The following is a 16,252-nucleotide window of genomic DNA, read 5'->3' as shown; positions in this document are numbered from 1 at the left end:
GAGTTTCAGGCATGACTACCCCAACCCATACTCCCAAGCGCACTTCCCTGGCCATCGCCGTGACCGCCGCCATCCTGGCCGCAGCAGGCGCCGGCGGCTGGCTGCAGATGCAGCGCGCCAACGCCGCCGACCAGCCGCAGGCCAAGGAAGCGCCGCCGGTGGCCGTGAGCCTGACCAACGTGCAGGAACGCGACGTGCCGCTGTACCTGGCCGGCGTGGGCACGGTGACCGCCAACGCCAGCGTGACGGTGAAGGTGCGCATCGACGGCCAGCTCGACAAGGTGGGCTTCAAGGAAGGCGAAGACGTGAAGAAGGGCCAGCTGCTGGCCCAGATCGACCCGCGCGCGCTGCAGGCGCAGCTGGCCCAGGCCGAGGCGCAGCGCGCCAAGGACGCCGCCCAGCTGGCCAACGCTCGCCTCGACCTGCAGCGCTACACGACCCTGCGCGGCCAGGACGCCGCCACCCAGCAGCAGCTCGACACGCAGAAGGCGCTGGTCTCGCAGCTTGAAGCCGCGGTCAAGACCGACGAAGCCCAGATCAGCTACGCCAAGGTGCAGGTCAGCTACACCACCATCACCGCCCCGATCTCGGGCCGGGTCGGCGCGCGCCTGGTGGATCCGGGCAACATCGTGCACGCCACCGACGCCAGCGGGCTGGTGGTGATCAACCAGATCGACCCGATCACCCTGCTCTTCACGCTGCCCGAAGAGGCGGTGCCGGCCATCAACCGCGCCCAGCTGGGCAGCAAGCAGTCGCTGAAGGTGACGGCCTATGCGCGCGAATCCCAGGAGGCGCTGGCCACCGGCAAGCTGATCCTGCTGGACAACCAGATCAACACTACCAACGGCACCGTGCAGCTGAAGGCGCGCTTCGAGAACGCCGAGCACAAGCTGTGGCCGGGCCAGTACGTCAACGTGCGCCTGCAGATGCACGACCACGGCAACGCCCTGACGCTGCCGGCCGCCGCCATCCAGCGCAACCAGCAAGGCACCTACGTGTATGCCGTGGACGAGCAGGACAAGGCCGCGATGAAGCCGGTCAAGGTCGAGCGCATCCAGGACGGCATCGCCGTGCTCGCAGCCGACGCCGGCGTGGCCGCCGGCCAGCGCGTGGTGCTGGACGGCCAGTACAAGCTCAAGCCGGGCGCGAAGATCGTCGAGAGCAAGCCGCCGCAGAAGGCCGCCGGCGACGCCAAGAAGGATGATGCGAAAGGAAATGCCAAGTGAGCGTCTCCGCTGCATTCATCAAGCGCCCGATCGGCACCACCCTGCTGGCCATCGCCATCCTGCTGGTGGGCGTGGCCGTGTGGCCGCTCTTGCCGGTGGCGCCGCTGCCGCAGGTCGACTTTCCGACCATCCAGGTCACCGCCCAGCTGCCCGGGGGCAACCCTGAGACCATGGCCTCCAACGTGGCCCAGCCGCTGGAGCGCCAGTTCTCGCTGATCGCCGGCCTCACCCAGATGACCTCGCAGAGCTCGCTGGGCACCACGCAGATCACGCTGCAGTTCGACCTGAACCGCAACATCGACGCCGCCGCGCTGGACGTGCAGGCGGCCATCAACGCCTCCACCGGGCAGTTGCCGGCCAACATGCCCAACCCGCCGACCTTCCGCAAGATCAACCCGGCCGACTCGCCGATCATGATCATGTCGGTGCAGTCGGAGGCCTTGCCGCTGACGGTGGTCAACGACTACGCCGACAACATCCTGGCGCAGCAGATCTCGCAGATCTCGGGCGTGGGCCTGGTCAACGTCAACGGCCAGCAGAAGCCCGCCGTGCGCATCCAGGTCGACCCGGCCAAGATCGCCACGCTGGGCATCAGCCTGGAAGACATCCGCGGCGTGATCGCCACCACCACCGTCAACCAGCCCAAGGGCACGGTCGACGGCGCGCGCCAGAGCTTCACCGTCTACACCAACGACCAGCTGCTCAAGGCCGAGCAGTGGAACGACATGGTGCTGGCATGGCGCAACGGCGCGCCGATCCGCGTCAGGGACATCGGCGTGGCCATCGACGGCCCGGAAAACAACAAGATCGCCGCCTGGGCCTTCGCCGGCGCCGCCGCCGGCAGCGACCACACCATCACCAACGGCCGCTCCATCGTGCTGGCCATCACCAAGCAGCCCGGCGCCAACGTGATCGAGACGGTCGGCCGCATCAACGCCGCCATGCCGCGCCTGCGCGCCGCCATCCCCGCCGCGATCCACATCAACACCCTGATCGACCGCACCCAGACCATCCGCGCCTCGGTGGAAGACGTCGAGTTCACGCTGATCCTGACTATCGCCCTGGTGGTGATGGTGATCTTCGTGTTCCTGCGCAACGTCGCCGCCACGCTGATTCCCAGCATCACCGTGCCGCTGGCCATCATGGGCACGGCCGGCGTGATGTACGTGGTCGGCTACAGCCTGGACAACCTGTCGCTGATGGCGCTGACGATCGCGGTCGGCTTCGTGGTCGACGACGCCATCGTGATGCTGGAAAACATCTACCGCTACGTCGAAGAAGGCATGGCGCCGATGGAAGCGGCGCTCAAGGGCGCGGGCGAGATCGGCTTCACCATCATCTCGATCTCGGTGTCGCTGGTGGCGGTGTTCATCCCGCTGCTGCTGATGGGCGGCATCGTCGGCCGCCTGTTCCGCGAGTTCGCCGTCACCGTGACGCTGACCATCGGCGTGTCGGTGATCATCTCGCTGACCCTGACGCCGATGCTGTGCTCGCGCTTCCTGAAAAACGAACATGGCAACCAGCACGGCAAGCTGTACCAGCTTTTCGAGCGCGGCTTCGACGCCATGCTGGCCGGCTACAAGCGTGGCCTGGACGTGGTCATGAAGCACCAGTTCATCACCCTGATGACCTTCATCGGCACGGTGGCGCTGACGGTGGTGCTGTTCATCTTCATCCCCAAGGGCTTCTTCCCGCAGCAGGACAACGGCGTCATCGTGGGCTTTGCCGAATCGGCGCAGGACACCTCCTCGGCCGCCATGCATGAGCGCCTGCTGAAGGTGGCCGACATCGTGCGCCAGGATCCGGACGTGATCGGCTTTGCCATGAGCGCGGGCTCGACCACCTTCAACACCGGCCAGTTCTTCATCGCCTTGAAGCCCAAGGACCAGGGCCGCACCACCAATGCCGACGAGATCATCGCGCGCCTGCGTCCCAAGGTCTCGCGCGTGCAGGGCGTGAACCTGTTCATGCAGGCCAGCCAGGACATCAACGTCGGCGGTCGCCTCTCGCGTACCCAGTACCAGTACACGGTGACCGACACCGACCTGGACGAACTCAACGTCTGGGCGCCGAAGATGCTGGAGCGCTTCCGCCAGTTGCCGCAGCTGACCGACGTCGCCTCCGACCAGCAGAACCAGGCCGCCGCCGCGGTCATCACCATCGACCGCGCGCGCGCCTCCAGCTTCGGCATCTCGCCTTCGCTGATCGACGCCACCATCTACGACGCCATCGGCCAGCGCCAGGTCGCGCAGTACTTCACCCAGATCAACAGCTATCGCGTGATCATGGAAGTCACGCCCGAGCTGCAGAAGGATCCGGCGCTGTTCAACAAGCTCTATCTGACCTCGCCGCTGACCGGCCAGCAGGTGCCGCTGTCGACCTTCGTGAAGGTCGACACCACCAAGACCGCCTACCTGTCGATCAGCCACCAGAGCCAGTTCCCGGCGGTGACGATCTCCTTCAACCTGGCCCGTGGCGTATCGCTGGGCGAGGCGGTGGACATCATCAACAAGACCAAGGACGAGATGGGCGCGCCGCAGACCCTGGTGGGCAACTTCCAGGGCACGGCCAAGGCCTTCGGCGACTCGCTGTCGTCGCAGCCCTACCTGATCGCGGCCGCGCTCATTGCGGTGTACATCGTGCTGGGCCTGCTCTATGAGAGCTACATCCACCCGCTGACCATCCTCTCGACGCTGCCCTCGGCCGGCGTGGGCGCGCTGCTGATCCTGATGGCGGGCGGCTACGACCTCTCCGTGATCGCGCTGATCGGCATCATCCTGCTGATCGGCATCGTCAAGAAGAACGGCATCATGATGATCGACTTCGCCCTGACCGCCGAGCGCGAACACGGCATGGAGCCGGAGAAGGCGATCTACCAGGCCTGCCTGCTGCGTTTCCGCCCGATCATGATGACCACCATGTGCGCCCTGCTCTCGGGCCTGCCGCTGATGCTGGGCCACGGCGCCGGCTCCGAGCTGCGCCGCCCGCTGGGCTACGCGATGGTGGGCGGCCTGGTGCTGTCGCAGGCGCTCACGCTGTTCACCACACCGGTGGTCTACCTGTACCTGGACCGCGCCCACTACTGGTACATGCGCAAGAAGGAAGCGCGCCTGCAGCGCAAGGCCGCCAAGCTGGCGCAGCAGGGGCATTGAGGCGTGAAAGCATTGGCAAGCGATGAAATATCCGAGCGGAGAACAATAATAAAAAGCCGAAGAGTTAAAATTCTGGCTATGCCGCGGCCGTGACGCATCGTTACGGCGCGGCGGGTGGAGACCGCATGAAGATCCTGATAGTCGAAGACGAGCAAAAGATGTCCGAATACCTCTGCAAGGGACTGACCGAGCAGGGGTGCGCGGTCGACCTCGCCTTCAACGGGGTGGACGGCCAGCACCTGGCGATCCAGCACGACTACGACGTGATCGTGCTGGACGTGATGCTGCCGGGCCTGGACGGCTTTTCGGTGCTGCGCTCGCTGCGCACCGTCAAGCAGACCCCGGTGATCATGCTGACCGCGCGCGACAGCGTGGAGGACCGCATCAAGGGCCTGCACGACGGCGCCGACGATTACCTGATCAAGCCCTTCTCCTTCCTCGAACTGCTGGCCCGCCTGCAGGCGCTGACCCGGCGCGGCCGCTCGCAGGAGCCGGCGCAGCTGCGCATCGGCGACCTGCAGATCGACCTGATCTCGCGCAAGGCCTTCCGCGGCGGCACCCGCATCGACCTGACCGCCAAGGAGTTCGCGCTGCTGGCGGTGATGGCGCGCCGCCAGGGCGAGATCCTGTCCAAGACCGCCATCGCCGAACTGGTGTGGGACATGAACTTCGACAGCAACACCAATGTGGTGGAGGTCGCCATCAAGCGCCTGCGCGCCAAGATCGACATTCCGTTCGACCAGAAGCTGCTGCACACCGTGCGCGGCATGGGCTACGTGCTGGAGCCGCGCGCCGCCGGCGACGCCGGCGACGACTGAGCCCGCCATGGACCGCCACGGCTTCCAGCCCGACGTCGCCGCCCCGCCCCGGGAGCCGCGGCGCCGCCTGCCGCGCCGCCAGTCCATCACCGCGCGCCTGGTGCTGATGTCGGCGGCCTCGGCCCTGTTCATCTTCGCACTCACCGGCATCGTGCTCTACACCGTGTTGAAGGGCGAGCTGATGCGCCATGAGCGCGACGGCCTGGTCACCACCCTGAACGACATCAGCTACCAGATCGGCCGCGCCGGCAATACCGAGCGCTGGGGCCGGGTGCAGATCAAGCTGGCGGCGCTGTCGCAGGCCGACCAGCGCGTCTCGTTCTGGATCTCGGGCGCCGACGAGCGCTTCCGCTACGGCGATCTGACGCTGCTCAAGCCGGAAGCCATCGTCGAGGACGGCAGCAACGTCGGCATGCTGAAGGTGGGCGGCAAGGAATACCCGCTGCACATCATGACGCGCACCCTGCCGGCTTTCGAGGAGCGCCCCGAAGTGCACGTGACGGTGGGTATCGATACCGAGCCCTACTTCGAGATGCGCCGCACCTTCCTGGTGGCGACCTCGGTGTTTTCGCTGCTGGGCATCGTGCTGGCGGTGATCTCCAGTTACTGGATCGCCCGCGCCGGGCTGGCGCCGCTGCGCCGCATGTCGGCGCGCGCCCAGAGCTTCTCGCCGCGCAAGCTGTCGGCGCGCATGTCGGCCGAGTCGCTGCCGGAGGAGCTGTCGGCCCTGGCGCAGGCCTTCAACGGCGCGCTGGAACGTATCGAAGAAGCCTATACGCAGCTGGAATCCTTCAACGCTGACGTCGCCCACGAACTGCGCACGCCGCTGGCCAACCTGATCGGCGAAACCCAGGTGGCGCTGGCCCGCGAACGCAGCGCCGGCGAATTCAAGGACGTGCTGCAATCCAACCTGGAGGAGCTGGACCGCATCCGCTCCATCGTCAACGACATGCTGTTCCTGGCGCGTTCCGACCAGGGCGAAGCCGCCACGGCGCTGGTGCAGGCGCGCGTGGCCGACGAGGTGCGCAAGACCGTGGACTTCTTCGAGTTCGTGCTGGACGACGCCGGCATGAGCGTCACCGTCAGCGGCGACACCGAGGCCACGGCGATGATGGAAACCGCGCTCTTCAAGCGCGCCCTGACCAACCTGATCCAGAACGCCATCCAGCATTCGCCGGTGGGCGCGCTGATCCGGGTCGACATCGCGCGCCAGGACGACGCGGTGCGCATCGCCGTCACCAACCCCGGCATGGGCATCGATCCGCGCCACCTGCCGCGCCTGTTCGACCGCTTCTACCGCGTCGACACCGCGCGCCAGGACATCAACGGCAGCCACGGCCACGGGCTGGGGCTGGCCATCGTCAAGGCGGTGGCGCGCATGCACGGCGGCCGCGCCTTCGCCTCCAGCGAGGACGGCCGCAACAGCATCGGCTTCACCATCTCCCTGATCTGAGCGGCGGCGCAGGCCGGCCGCTGTACCCTCGCCTCCCGTCCGAATCTGTACACGCCGGCGCCGCGGCGCTGGCCTATCCTGACGCTTGTATCAACGCGCGCCCTTCATCGCGGCCGCGCGCACGAGAAAAAAGAAAAGGAAACGCCATCATGATCGTCCGTCCGCAGCCGAACTGGTTCCGCATGCTGTTCGTCTGGCGCGGCTCGGTGCTGCCCTCCATCATCCCGCAGATGCTGATGATGACCGCCTTCTCCACGCTGGCGGTCTTTACCGGCGGCAAGATATTCGGCGACAAGCTGCCGTTGAACACGTCCACCTTCACGCTGCTGGGCGTGGCGCTGGCCATCTTCCTGGCGTTTCGCAACAACGCCAGCTACGACCGGTTCTGGGAAGGCCGCAAGATCTGGGGTGCGCTGCTGATCGCGGCGCGCGCGCTGGTGTCGCAGGCCGAGCAATACGCCGGTCGCCGCCACGGCGCCGATGGCCTGGACCACAAGCTGTTGGCCCGCCGCGTGGTGATGCTGGCCTATGCGCTCAAGCACCAGCTGCGCAAGACCGGCCCCGACAGCGACCTGGCGCGCCTGCTGCCGCCCGACGTCGGTCTGCGGCTGCGCTGCGCGCACTACCTGCCGGTGCAGCTGATGCACGAGCTGCGCGCCATGCTGGCGCTGGCCCATCGCGACGGCGAGCTGTCCGACGCGCACCTGTGGACCTGCGACGGCCAGCTCAACGAACTGAACCACTGCATCGGCGCCTGCGAGCGGATCGCTTCCACGCCGATTCCTTTCCCCTACGGCGTGCTGCTGCACCGTACCGTCTACATCTACTGCCTGCTGCTGCCCTTCGGCCTGGTGGACGCGATCGGCTACGCCACGCCGCTGATCTCGGTGTTCGTGTCCTATACCTTCCTGGCGCTGGAGGCGATCGCCGGGGAAATCGCCGAACCCTTCGGCGAGGCGGCCAACAGCCTGCCGCTGGACGCGATGTGCCTGGAGATCGAACGTTCGGTGCTGGAGATCGTGGGGGAGGAAATACCGGAGGCGGCGAAGTGCGACAAGGATTATCGGCTCAGTTGAACGGCGCCGAAATCAAAAAAGGACAGCCGAGGCTGTCCTTTTTGCTGTACGACGCTTCGCTCAATAACCACGCCGCATATCCACGTTCGCCGGAATCTCCCCGCTCTCGCGATAGCGCCGCACATTGCCCGCGACGATGGCCGAGGCCGTCTCACGGTTGGTCGGCGCCGAGATATGCGGCAGCACCGTGACGTCGGGATGGGTCCAGTGCCAGCTGTCGGCCGGCAGCGGTTCGTTGGTGAAGACATCCAGCACCGCGTGGCGCAGGTGGCGCTCGTCCAGCGCCGCGCACAGGGCCTGGTCGTCGACGATGGCGCCGCGCGCGAAGTTGATCAGCTGCGCCTGCGGCGGCAGCATGGCCAGCCGCTCGGCGTTGAGCAGGCCCTGCGTCTGCGCGGTCAGCGGCAGCAGGCAGACCAGGATGTCGCTCATGCCCAGCATCTGCTTCAAGCCATCCTCGCCGCTGAAACTCTGCACGCCGGCGACCTCGCGCCTGCTGCGGCTCCAGCCGCAGACCTTGAAGCGCGCCGGCAGCAAGGCCGCGGCCGCGGCTTCGCCCAGCGTGCCCAGACCGAGGATGCCGACCACCCGGTTCTCGGGCAGCACGTATTCGTCGGCCTGCCACACGCGAAAACGCTGGCGCTGCGCATACATCGGCATGTCGCGGTGCAGGTAGAGGGTCCAGGCCAGCACCGCCTCGGCCATCGTGGCGGCCAGGCGCGGATCGACCAGGCGCGTGAGCTGCAGGCCGCTCTCGCCGAGATCGGCCACCAGCCGCTCGACGCCGGCCCAGACGCTGTGCACCCACTCCAGCTGCGGCATGAGCTTCAACTGCGCCGGATCGGGGTTGGCGACGATGGCCAGGCGGCATTGCGCACGCTCGGCCTCGCCCAGCTCGGAAAACGCCACCACCCGCTCGCCCGGCATGGCGGCGTTGAGCGCCTTCACCCAGCCCTGCACCGACACCGCGTCGGACTGGCTGACGAAGGGAATGGGCAAGCCTGCGCTCATTTGGCGTAGACCTGTTCCAGGCTGTTGAAGCCCTTCACTTCGATCGGATTGCCGAACGGGTCGAGGAAGAACATGGTGGCCTGCTCGCCCGGCTCGCCGGCGAAGCGGATCTGCGGCTCCAGCACGAAGTCGACTACGCCGCTGGCGGTGAGGGTCTCGGCCAATTGTTTCCAGTCGGTCATGGCCAGGATGATGCCCAGGTGCGGCATCGGCACCATGTGGTTGCCGACCCTGCCGGTGTTGGTGACGGCGAACGGCTCGCCCAGGTGCAGCGACAGCTGGTGGCCGAAGAAGTCGATGTCGACCCAGGTGTCGGTGCTGCGGCCTTCTTCGCAGCCCAGCAGGTCGCAGTAGAAGCGGCGGGCCTGGTCGAGGTCGCGCACGTGGTAGGCAAGGTGGAAGATGGATTTCATGGGATTCCCTCGATGGCAGAAACGTACAGGTGAAGCGGGAAGGATAGCCGCTCCTCACCAAAAGAGATAGCATGTAATTTTTAAGTACTTCGAAAGAAATATTTATGGATAGCCGCTATCTCAGAAGCCTGATCGCCGTCGCCGACAGCGGCTCCATCGCCGACGCCGCGCGCGCCGAAGGCCTGACCGCGGCGGCCGTCAGCCAGCGCATCCAGGCGTTGGAGCGCGAGCTCGGCTTCGAGCTGCTGTCGCGCGCCGGCCATGCCGCCAAGGCCACCGAGGCCTGCATCGCGCTGCTGCCGCGCGCGCGGCGCATCGTCAGCGAAGTGGCGCTGCTGGCCGGCGACGCCGACGACGAGGGCCTCACCGGCACGCTGCGCATCGGCGCCATTTCCACCGCCCTGACCGGCATGCTGCCCGGCGTGCTGCAGACGCTGACGCGCCAGGCGCCGGGCGTGCGCCCGGTCATCGTGCCGGGCACCTCGCGCTCGCTGCACCAGGCGCTGCTGGCCGGCGAGATCGACGCCGCCATCCTGGTGCGCCCGCCTTTCGAGCTGCCGCGCACGCTGCACGCCCGGCTGCTGCGCCAGGAAGAACTGATCCTGCTGGCGCGCCGCCGGTTGCGCGGGGATGCCGCCGCGCTGTTGCAAGCCCAGCCCTACATCCGCTACGACCCGTCCGCCTGGGGCGGCCGACCGGCGCAGCGCTACCTGGACGACCAGGGGCTGCGCCCCACGCTGCTGTGCGATCTCGACGCGCTGGAGACCATCGCCATGCTGGTGGCCGACGGCGTGGGCGTGAGCCTGGTGCCGCACTGGAACGGCATCGAGAAACTCGCCGCCGGCTGCCGCATGGAGCCGGTGGAAGGCGCCGGCGGCGGCCTCTACCGGCGCGACATCATCCTGCTCACGCCCGCCCAGGGCGCGCGCCCCAACATGCTGCGCCTGCTGGCCGAGGCGATCCCGGCCGGCTGAGCGGCCTGATTGCGGCGCGCTTGATGTGCCTCAAATCCTGCGCTTGACGACGCTGGACGCGGTCCGCGGCCGGGCCTAGGCTCAAGGCATGGGCAGCGGCGCACACGCGCACGGGCCCGCCACCGAACGCTACGAGGAGCCGCCATGAGCTACAAATCCATCCTGGTCCACGTCGACCAGTCGCGCCACGCCGCGCAACGCATCCGCATCGCCGCCGAGATCGCCCGCGCCCAGCATGCCCACCTGATCGGCAGCGCCATGACCGGCATCTCCAGCTTCATCCAGATGGAAGGCGCGGCCTTCGTGGCCACGCATATCGACGGCTTCCGCGACCGCGCGCTGGCGGCGCTGGAGGTGTTCGACGGCATCTCGAGGAGCGTCGGCGTGCTGTCCTATGAAAAACGCTTCATCGACGACGACGTCGAGGGCGGCCTGGCGCTGCAGGCGCGCTACGCCGACCTGGTGGTGCTGAGCCAGAGCGACCTCGACGAACCCGACAGCAGCTTCATCGTCGACCTGCCCGAATATGTGATGCTCAACGCCCCGCGTCCGGTGCTGGTGGTGCCCTCGGCGGGCGACTTCAGTGAAGTCGGCAAGAACGCGCTGATCGCCTGGGACGGCAGCATGGAAGCCACGCGCGCAGTCACCGCCGCGCTGCCGCTGCTGCGCGCCGCCGACAACGTGACGGTGGCCATCTTCAACGCCGACCGGCGCCAGGGCACGCACGGCGAGCAGCCCGGCGCCGACATCGCGCTCTATCTGGCGCGTCACGGCGTGAAGGTGGAAGTGGCGCAGGAGCGCACCCACATCGACATCGGCAACGCGCTGCTGTCGCTGGCCGCCGATCGTGGCTCCGACCTGCTGGTGATGGGCGGCTACGGCCACACGCGTTTTCGCGAGGTACTGCTGGGCGGCGTGACGCTGACGGTGCTCAAGACCATGACGCTGCCGGTGCTGATGGCGCACTGAGGGCGACAGACGGAACGGACGTGAAAAAGGGCATGCGCGAGCATGCCCTTTTCTTTTGCGATCGAGCGGCCGGGCCTGCCTGCGCCCGGCCCCGCGCCCTCAGGCGATCATGCGGTTACGCCATCAGGCCTTGACGCCGACGATCACATGCGATGCCTTGAAGAAGGCCACCACCGGCTTGCCTTCGGCCAGGCCCATGCTGTTGGCGCTTTCCTGGGTGATGATCGCGGCCAGCGTCTCGCCGCCCTTCAGCGACACTTCCACCTCGGTGTTGACCGCGCCCGGCTTGATGGCCTTGACGCTGCCTTCCAGGCGGTTGCGGGTGGACAGCTTCACGCCGGCGTTGGGCGAAGACAGGATCACCCACGGCGCCTTGACCAGCGCGATGGCGTCGCTGCCGATCGCCAGGCCCAGCGACTTGGTGCTCTCCTGCGTGATCACGGCGACGATGCGGTCGCCGCCGGCCAGGGTGAGCTCGATTTCATCGTTGACCGCTCCCGGGCGGATCTGGCTTACCTTGCCGGAAAATTCGTTGCGTGCGCTGGTGAGCATGGTTTCTCCTTTGTCATGTGTAGCGAAACAGCCTCCGATCATACCTAAAAGCGCATGCCGTGGACGCTTCCCGGGCGCATCGGGCTTATATCGCCGGCGATATGTCCGCCATGCAATTCAAAAGCAAGCGGCGGAGTGCCGCGGCGCCCGCGCCGGCGCACACTGGCGCCATTCCGACAAAAGAGAGCGCCATGCCATCCATCGCTACGTTGCCGCCGGGCACCGCCCCGTTCGCCGATCTGCCATCCCGTATCGACGCCCTGCCGTGGCCGTCGCTGGCCCTCGACCTCGACGCCGCAGGCTGGGCCATGATCCCGGGCCTGCTCGACGCCCGCGAGGCCGCCTCGCTGGCCGGCTGCTACGACGACGACAGGCTGTTCCGTTCACGCGTCGTCATGGCGCGCCACAACTTCGGCCTGGGCGAATACAAGTACTTCCGCTATCCGCTGCCCTCGCCGGTGCAGATGCTGCGCACCGCGCTGTACGCGCGCCTGGCGCCGCTGGCCAACCGCTGGAACCGGCTGATGGGCCTGCCGGTGCGCTATCCCGACACCCACGCGGACTTCCAGCAGCGCTGCAACGCGGCCGGACAGGTGCGGCCGACGCCCCTGCTGCTGCGCTACGGGGCCGGCGACTACAACTGCCTGCATCAGGATCTGTATGGGGAACATGTGTTTCCGCTGCAGGTGGCGATCCTGCTGTCGGAGCCGGGGCGGGATTTCGAGGGCGGCGAATTCGTGCTCACCGAGCAGCGCCCGCGCATGCAATCGCGCCCGGAGGTGGTGCCGCTGCGCCAGGGGGACGCGGTGGTGTTCGCGGTGAACCAGCGGCCGGTGCAAGGCGCGCGCGGCGCCGGCCATGTCTACCGGGTCAGCATGCGGCACGGCGTGTCGCGCCTGCGCGCGGGACACCGGCACACGCTGGGCGTCATCTTCCACGACGCCACCTGAAGTGGGCCCTTCAGCGCGGCTCGGCGGCCGGACGTTGCCCCACGGCCGGGTTGCCGGCCAGCTTGGCGCGCTGCTGCAGGCGCGCGCGGCGCTTGCGCACCCAGATGATCACGCCGGTCACCGACAGCATGGCCACCAGCGCGCCCATGATGGAGATCATGATGCGGCCCGGCAGGCCCAGGATGCGGCCGGAATGCAGCGGGAATTGCGATTGCAGGAAGATGTCGCCGGCGCTGCCGCTGCCGGGGATGCGGCCGCCTTCGTAAGCGCCGCTGTTGGCGTCGAAGTACAACCAGGCGTTGCCCAGGCCGACGTCGCCGTGATCGTTGCCGGGCTGGAAGAAGCCCACGCCGTAGACGCCGAACATGCCCGAATAGAACACGCCGCCGACCGGGTCGGCCAGGCCCAGCCGGCTGCCTTCCCGGCGTCCGAGCTCGATCACCTGTTCGCGCGAGATGCGCGGCTCGCCGGTCTTCTCCGGCGCCAGCGGCGTGCGCGTATCGAAGGGGCTGGCCGTCAGTGTGGAGACGGTCTGCAGGATGGGCCGCATGACCTGGCGCTCCAGGTTCATCGAAATCGAGGTCACCGCCAGGATCAGCAGCAGCCCCCACACCCAGACGCCGCCGGAGCGGTGCAGGTCGAAGTTGAGCTTGTGGCCGCCGTCGCGCCAGCGGAAGGCGAAAGACTTGCGCCAGCTGCGCCAGTTGGGGAAGGACAGGTAGAGCGCGATGAAGCAGTCCAGCGCCCATACGATGCCGATGATGCCCATCAGCCACATGCCGGTTTCAATCCCGCCCATGTCGGGCAGGTGCATGGTGTAGTGCAGCTTGTAGAGGAACGGCAGCAGGTTCTCGCGCGACAGCGAGACCGCGCCCCACATGCGGCGTCCCTGGATCTCGGCCGTGACCGGGTCGACCGCGATCTGGTTGTAGTCCAGCGCATAGGGCTTGCCGGTGGCCGGGTCGAGGCGCGGCTCGACCATCATGTTCATCGTGTGGCCGGGCTCTTCATTGGTGAGCGTATAGGTCACGCGCAGCCTGGGCTCGGCCTTTTCCACCAGGTTGGCCAGTTCCAGCCCGCCCTTGGGCTCGCCCGCGCCCGGCAGGTCGGCGCTCTTGGCGTGGAACAGCTGCGGGTTGAGCCAGGCGTCCAGCTCGTGGTCCCACGAGATGACGGCGCCGGTGGCGCCGGCGATGAAGAGGAAGACCGCGGCGGCCAGTCCGAACCAGCGATGGATGATGACGAAGAGTGCGCGCATTGCTTTGTACCTGGCTGCGGGTGCTGGCTTGGTCTGGGTTGGTTTGTCTGAAAGTGGCTGAGCCGTTGCGAATGCAAACGGCGGCGCCCGGTGGGACGCCGCCAGAGTCGGGCCTGGAATCGGGCCTGGATGCCTCACAGGAGCCCACAGGCCCGCATTGTACTACCAGCCGCGGACGATCCCGCTCAGAAGTCCACCTTGGCGCTCACGCTGAAGGTGCGTGGATCGCCCGGCTTGATGTAATTCTCATACTGGTATTGCCAGTAGCGCTTGTCCAGCAGGTTGTTGACCGCCGCCCGGAAGGTGGTGTCGTACTTGCCGATGCGCGTGGTGTAGCTGGCGCCCAGGTTGAACAGGGTATAGCTCGGCAGTTCGATATTGTTGGCCGCGCCCAGCATGGTGTTGCCGGTGTACTTGGCGTCGGCCATCAGTTTCAGGCCCGACAACTGCGGCATCAGGTAGGACACCTGCGCGGTCGCCATGTTCTTGGGCGCGCCGGCCACGCGGTTGCCGTTATAGGTGCTGCCCTTGTCGTACTTGGCGTCCAGCAGCATCATGCTGGCGCCCAGCTGCCATTGCGGGGTCGGTCTGAAGGCGCCGCCCAGTTCCAGGCCCTGGTAGTTGGACTGGCCGTCCTGCACCAGGGTGTTGTTGACGGTGTACTCGGCCGCGCGCTCGATGCGGAACAGCGCCGCGGTGGCGCTCCAGCGCTCGTGGTCGGTCTTGGCGCCGAACTCGTACTGCTTGCTCTTGAGCGGGTTCAGCTGCTGGCCGTAGTTGGTGGTGCCCAGCGCGGGCGTGCCGCCCTGCTCCAGCGACTCCACGTAGCTGCCGTAGATCGTGGTGTTTTGCCAGGGCTTGTACATCAGGGCCACGGTCGGCGTCAGCGCCGACTTGTCGTAGCGCGACGTCAGGGCGCCGGCGGTGCTGAAGCTGTCCTGGCGGAACTCGTTGTAGCGCGCGCCGGCCAGCAGCGACCACTGGTCAGAGAACTTCAGCGTATCGCTGGCGAACACCGCCTGCTGGGTGATGATGCCGGAGTGATAGGTCTGCAGGTCGGTCGAGCTGTCATGCGAATTGGTGTTCTGCGTGTACAGGTTGCCGGTGCCGATCTGCTGGTAGTACTGCGAGACCGAATAGTCGTTGACCTGCTTTTGCCAGGATGCGCCCAGCACCAGCTGGTGCTCCAGGAAGCCGGTCCTGGCGTTCCCCTCCAGCATCGCCTGCCACTGGTCGAACACGTGGCCCTCGCGCGAATCCGAGCGCCAGTCGGTGTAGTTGCCGGCAGCGTCGGTCAGGGTCGCGATGCCCTCGTTGCGGAAACGCTTTGAGGTGCTGTGGCTGTAGCTGAGGTTGGCCTTCCAGTCCGGATTGATGCGGTAGGTCAGGCCGGTCTGGTAGAGCTGGAAATTGGTGTCCAGGTGCTGGCCGCCGCCCACCAGGGTCTTGTTGCCGCCGCTGATCACCGCCGGCAGCTGGCTGCCGGTCAGGCCGCTGGTGACGATGGACGGCGTCTGGTCTTCCGAGTTGCTGTTCTGCCAGATGGCATTGAAGTCCCAGGTCAGGTCGCGCGTCAAGCGCGCATCCAGCGCCAGCGACACGGCATTGCGGCGGATCTGGCCTTCGTTGAAGGTCTCGCCCTGGTCGTGCGTGACGTTGAGGCGGTAGCCGAACCGCTGGTCGTTGCCGAAGCGCCCGCCCAGGTCGATGTGCTCGCTCCAGATGTTGTTGCTGGTGTAGCCCACGCTGACGCTGCGCACCGGCGTGTCGGTCGGTTTCTTGGTGACGTAGTTGATCAGGCCGCCCGGCGTGCCGAAGCCGTACATGAAGCCCGACGAGCCCTTGAGCAGGTCGATGCGTTCGAAGTGGTCGTACGGCAGCGTGAGGCCGTAGCTGAGGAAAGGCTTGCCGTCGATGCGAAAGGAGTTCTGCCAGTCCGCCGGCAGGCCGCGGATGGTGACGTAGGACGCCCAGGCGCTGTAGCCGCCGCTGTTGTCGCTGACCGAGGCGTCGCCGTAGAAGACGTCGCCCAGCTTGAGGATCTGTTTGTCCGCCAGTTCATCGGCGGTGACGCTGGTGACCGAGAACGGCGTATCGAGCACCGAACGCGAACCCAGCGCGCCGCTGGCCGATTGCGTCTGCAGGTGCTGCTTGCCTTCCACCGCGCCGGACACCGTGACGGTGGGCAGTTGCGCGTCGGTCGCGTCGGCCGCGTTGGCATTGGCGGCCTGCACCTTGTCGGTGGCCTCCTGCGCCATTGCCAGCGTGGCGGTGAGCGCCGGCGTGCCGGCCAGGGTCATGTAGACAAGCGCCTTGCGCAGCGCGCGGGACATGGCGCTCGGGCGCGCCACCAGCGGTTTTTCCAGGTTCAAGCTTGCTTCCTTCTTTTCAATTAAAAAT

General features: G+C 67.1%; 13 protein-coding genes. 8 read left to right on the top strand and 5 right to left on the bottom strand.

The genetic code is table 11. The annotated features are described in order from the left end of the window. Positions 1 to 11: 11 nt before the first annotated feature. From CEJ42_RS00185 to CEJ42_RS00165, 5 genes are all read left to right on the top strand, one after another. A complete protein-coding gene (locus CEJ42_RS00185) occupies positions 12 to 1,226 on the top strand; it encodes an efflux RND transporter periplasmic adaptor subunit (RefSeq protein WP_088749692.1) in 1,215 nt (404 codons plus the stop codon). After that, positions 1,223 to 4,378, top strand: coding sequence for an efflux RND transporter permease subunit (locus CEJ42_RS00180; RefSeq protein WP_088749691.1), 3,156 nt, complete (start codon positions 1,223 to 1,225; stop codon positions 4,376 to 4,378). Before CEJ42_RS00185 ends, CEJ42_RS00180 begins: the two co-directional genes overlap by 4 nt. 125 nt (positions 4,379 to 4,503) lie before the next feature. Further along, positions 4,504 to 5,196: a heavy metal response regulator transcription factor gene (locus tag CEJ42_RS00175; RefSeq protein WP_088749690.1), complete on the top strand. Its 693-nt coding sequence runs from the start codon at positions 4,504 to 4,506 to the stop codon at positions 5,194 to 5,196. A gap of 7 nt (positions 5,197 to 5,203) precedes the next feature. Then, complete coding sequence (locus CEJ42_RS00170) at positions 5,204 to 6,649, top strand: heavy metal sensor histidine kinase (protein ID WP_088749689.1); 1,446 nt, start codon at positions 5,204 to 5,206, stop codon at positions 6,647 to 6,649. Positions 6,650 to 6,798: 149 nt separating this feature from the next. Further along, positions 6,799 to 7,725 carry a bestrophin family protein gene (locus CEJ42_RS00165; protein ID WP_088749688.1) on the top strand — a complete coding sequence of 309 codons (927 nt, stop codon included), beginning with the start codon at positions 6,799 to 6,801 and terminating at the stop codon, positions 7,723 to 7,725. Positions 7,726 to 7,785: 60 nt separating this feature from the next. Here CEJ42_RS00165 and CEJ42_RS00160 read toward each other — a convergent pair whose 3' ends face one another. Next, entirely contained in the window at positions 7,786 to 8,736 is a 951-nt protein-coding gene (locus CEJ42_RS00160) for a 2-hydroxyacid dehydrogenase (RefSeq protein ID WP_088749687.1), read from the bottom strand. Further along, on the bottom strand, positions 8,733 to 9,149 hold the full coding sequence (locus CEJ42_RS00155; RefSeq protein WP_088749686.1) for a VOC family protein: 417 nt from the start codon (positions 9,147 to 9,149) through the stop codon (positions 8,733 to 8,735). Before CEJ42_RS00155 ends, CEJ42_RS00160 begins: the two co-directional genes overlap by 4 nt. Positions 9,150 to 9,253: 104 nt before the next feature. Here CEJ42_RS00155 and CEJ42_RS00150 point away from each other — a divergent pair, with 104 nt between their 5' ends. Both CEJ42_RS00150 and CEJ42_RS00145 read left to right on the top strand, forming a co-directional pair. Beyond that, positions 9,254 to 10,123 (top strand): LysR substrate-binding domain-containing protein, encoded by an 870-nt coding sequence (locus CEJ42_RS00150; protein WP_079214868.1) that lies wholly within the window; start codon positions 9,254 to 9,256, stop codon positions 10,121 to 10,123. Between the two features lie 144 nt (positions 10,124 to 10,267). Continuing rightward, on the top strand, positions 10,268 to 11,092 hold the full coding sequence (locus tag CEJ42_RS00145; protein WP_088749685.1) for a universal stress protein: 825 nt from the start codon (positions 10,268 to 10,270) through the stop codon (positions 11,090 to 11,092). A 123-nt stretch (positions 11,093 to 11,215) separates the two neighbouring features. On the opposite strand, the gene CEJ42_RS00140 is transcribed toward CEJ42_RS00145, so the two are convergent. Then, a complete protein-coding gene (locus CEJ42_RS00140) occupies positions 11,216 to 11,644 on the bottom strand; it encodes a TOBE domain-containing protein (RefSeq protein ID WP_088749684.1) in 429 nt (142 codons plus the stop codon). 191 nt (positions 11,645 to 11,835) lie between these two features. Here CEJ42_RS00140 and CEJ42_RS00135 point away from each other — a divergent pair, with 191 nt between their 5' ends. After that, entirely contained in the window at positions 11,836 to 12,594 is a 759-nt protein-coding gene (locus CEJ42_RS00135; RefSeq protein ID WP_088749683.1) for a 2OG-Fe(II) oxygenase, read from the top strand. A gap of 10 nt (positions 12,595 to 12,604) precedes the next feature. On the opposite strand, the gene CEJ42_RS00130 is transcribed toward CEJ42_RS00135, so the two are convergent. Beyond that, positions 12,605 to 13,852, bottom strand: coding sequence for a PepSY-associated TM helix domain-containing protein (locus CEJ42_RS00130; protein WP_088749682.1), 1,248 nt, complete (start codon positions 13,850 to 13,852; stop codon positions 12,605 to 12,607). Positions 13,853 to 14,037: 185 nt separating this feature from the next. Continuing rightward, on the bottom strand, positions 14,038 to 16,185 hold the full coding sequence (locus CEJ42_RS00125; protein ID WP_088750175.1) for a TonB-dependent siderophore receptor: 2,148 nt from the start codon (positions 16,183 to 16,185) through the stop codon (positions 14,038 to 14,040). Between the last annotated feature and the right edge of the window lie 67 nt (positions 16,186 to 16,252).

Origin of the sequence: Herbaspirillum robiniae (assembly GCF_002213415.1) — a bacterium.
GTDB classification, from domain to species: Bacteria; Pseudomonadota; Gammaproteobacteria; order Burkholderiales; family Burkholderiaceae_D; genus Herbaspirillum; species Herbaspirillum robiniae.
This window is presented reverse-complemented; position numbering and strand designations above follow the sequence as displayed.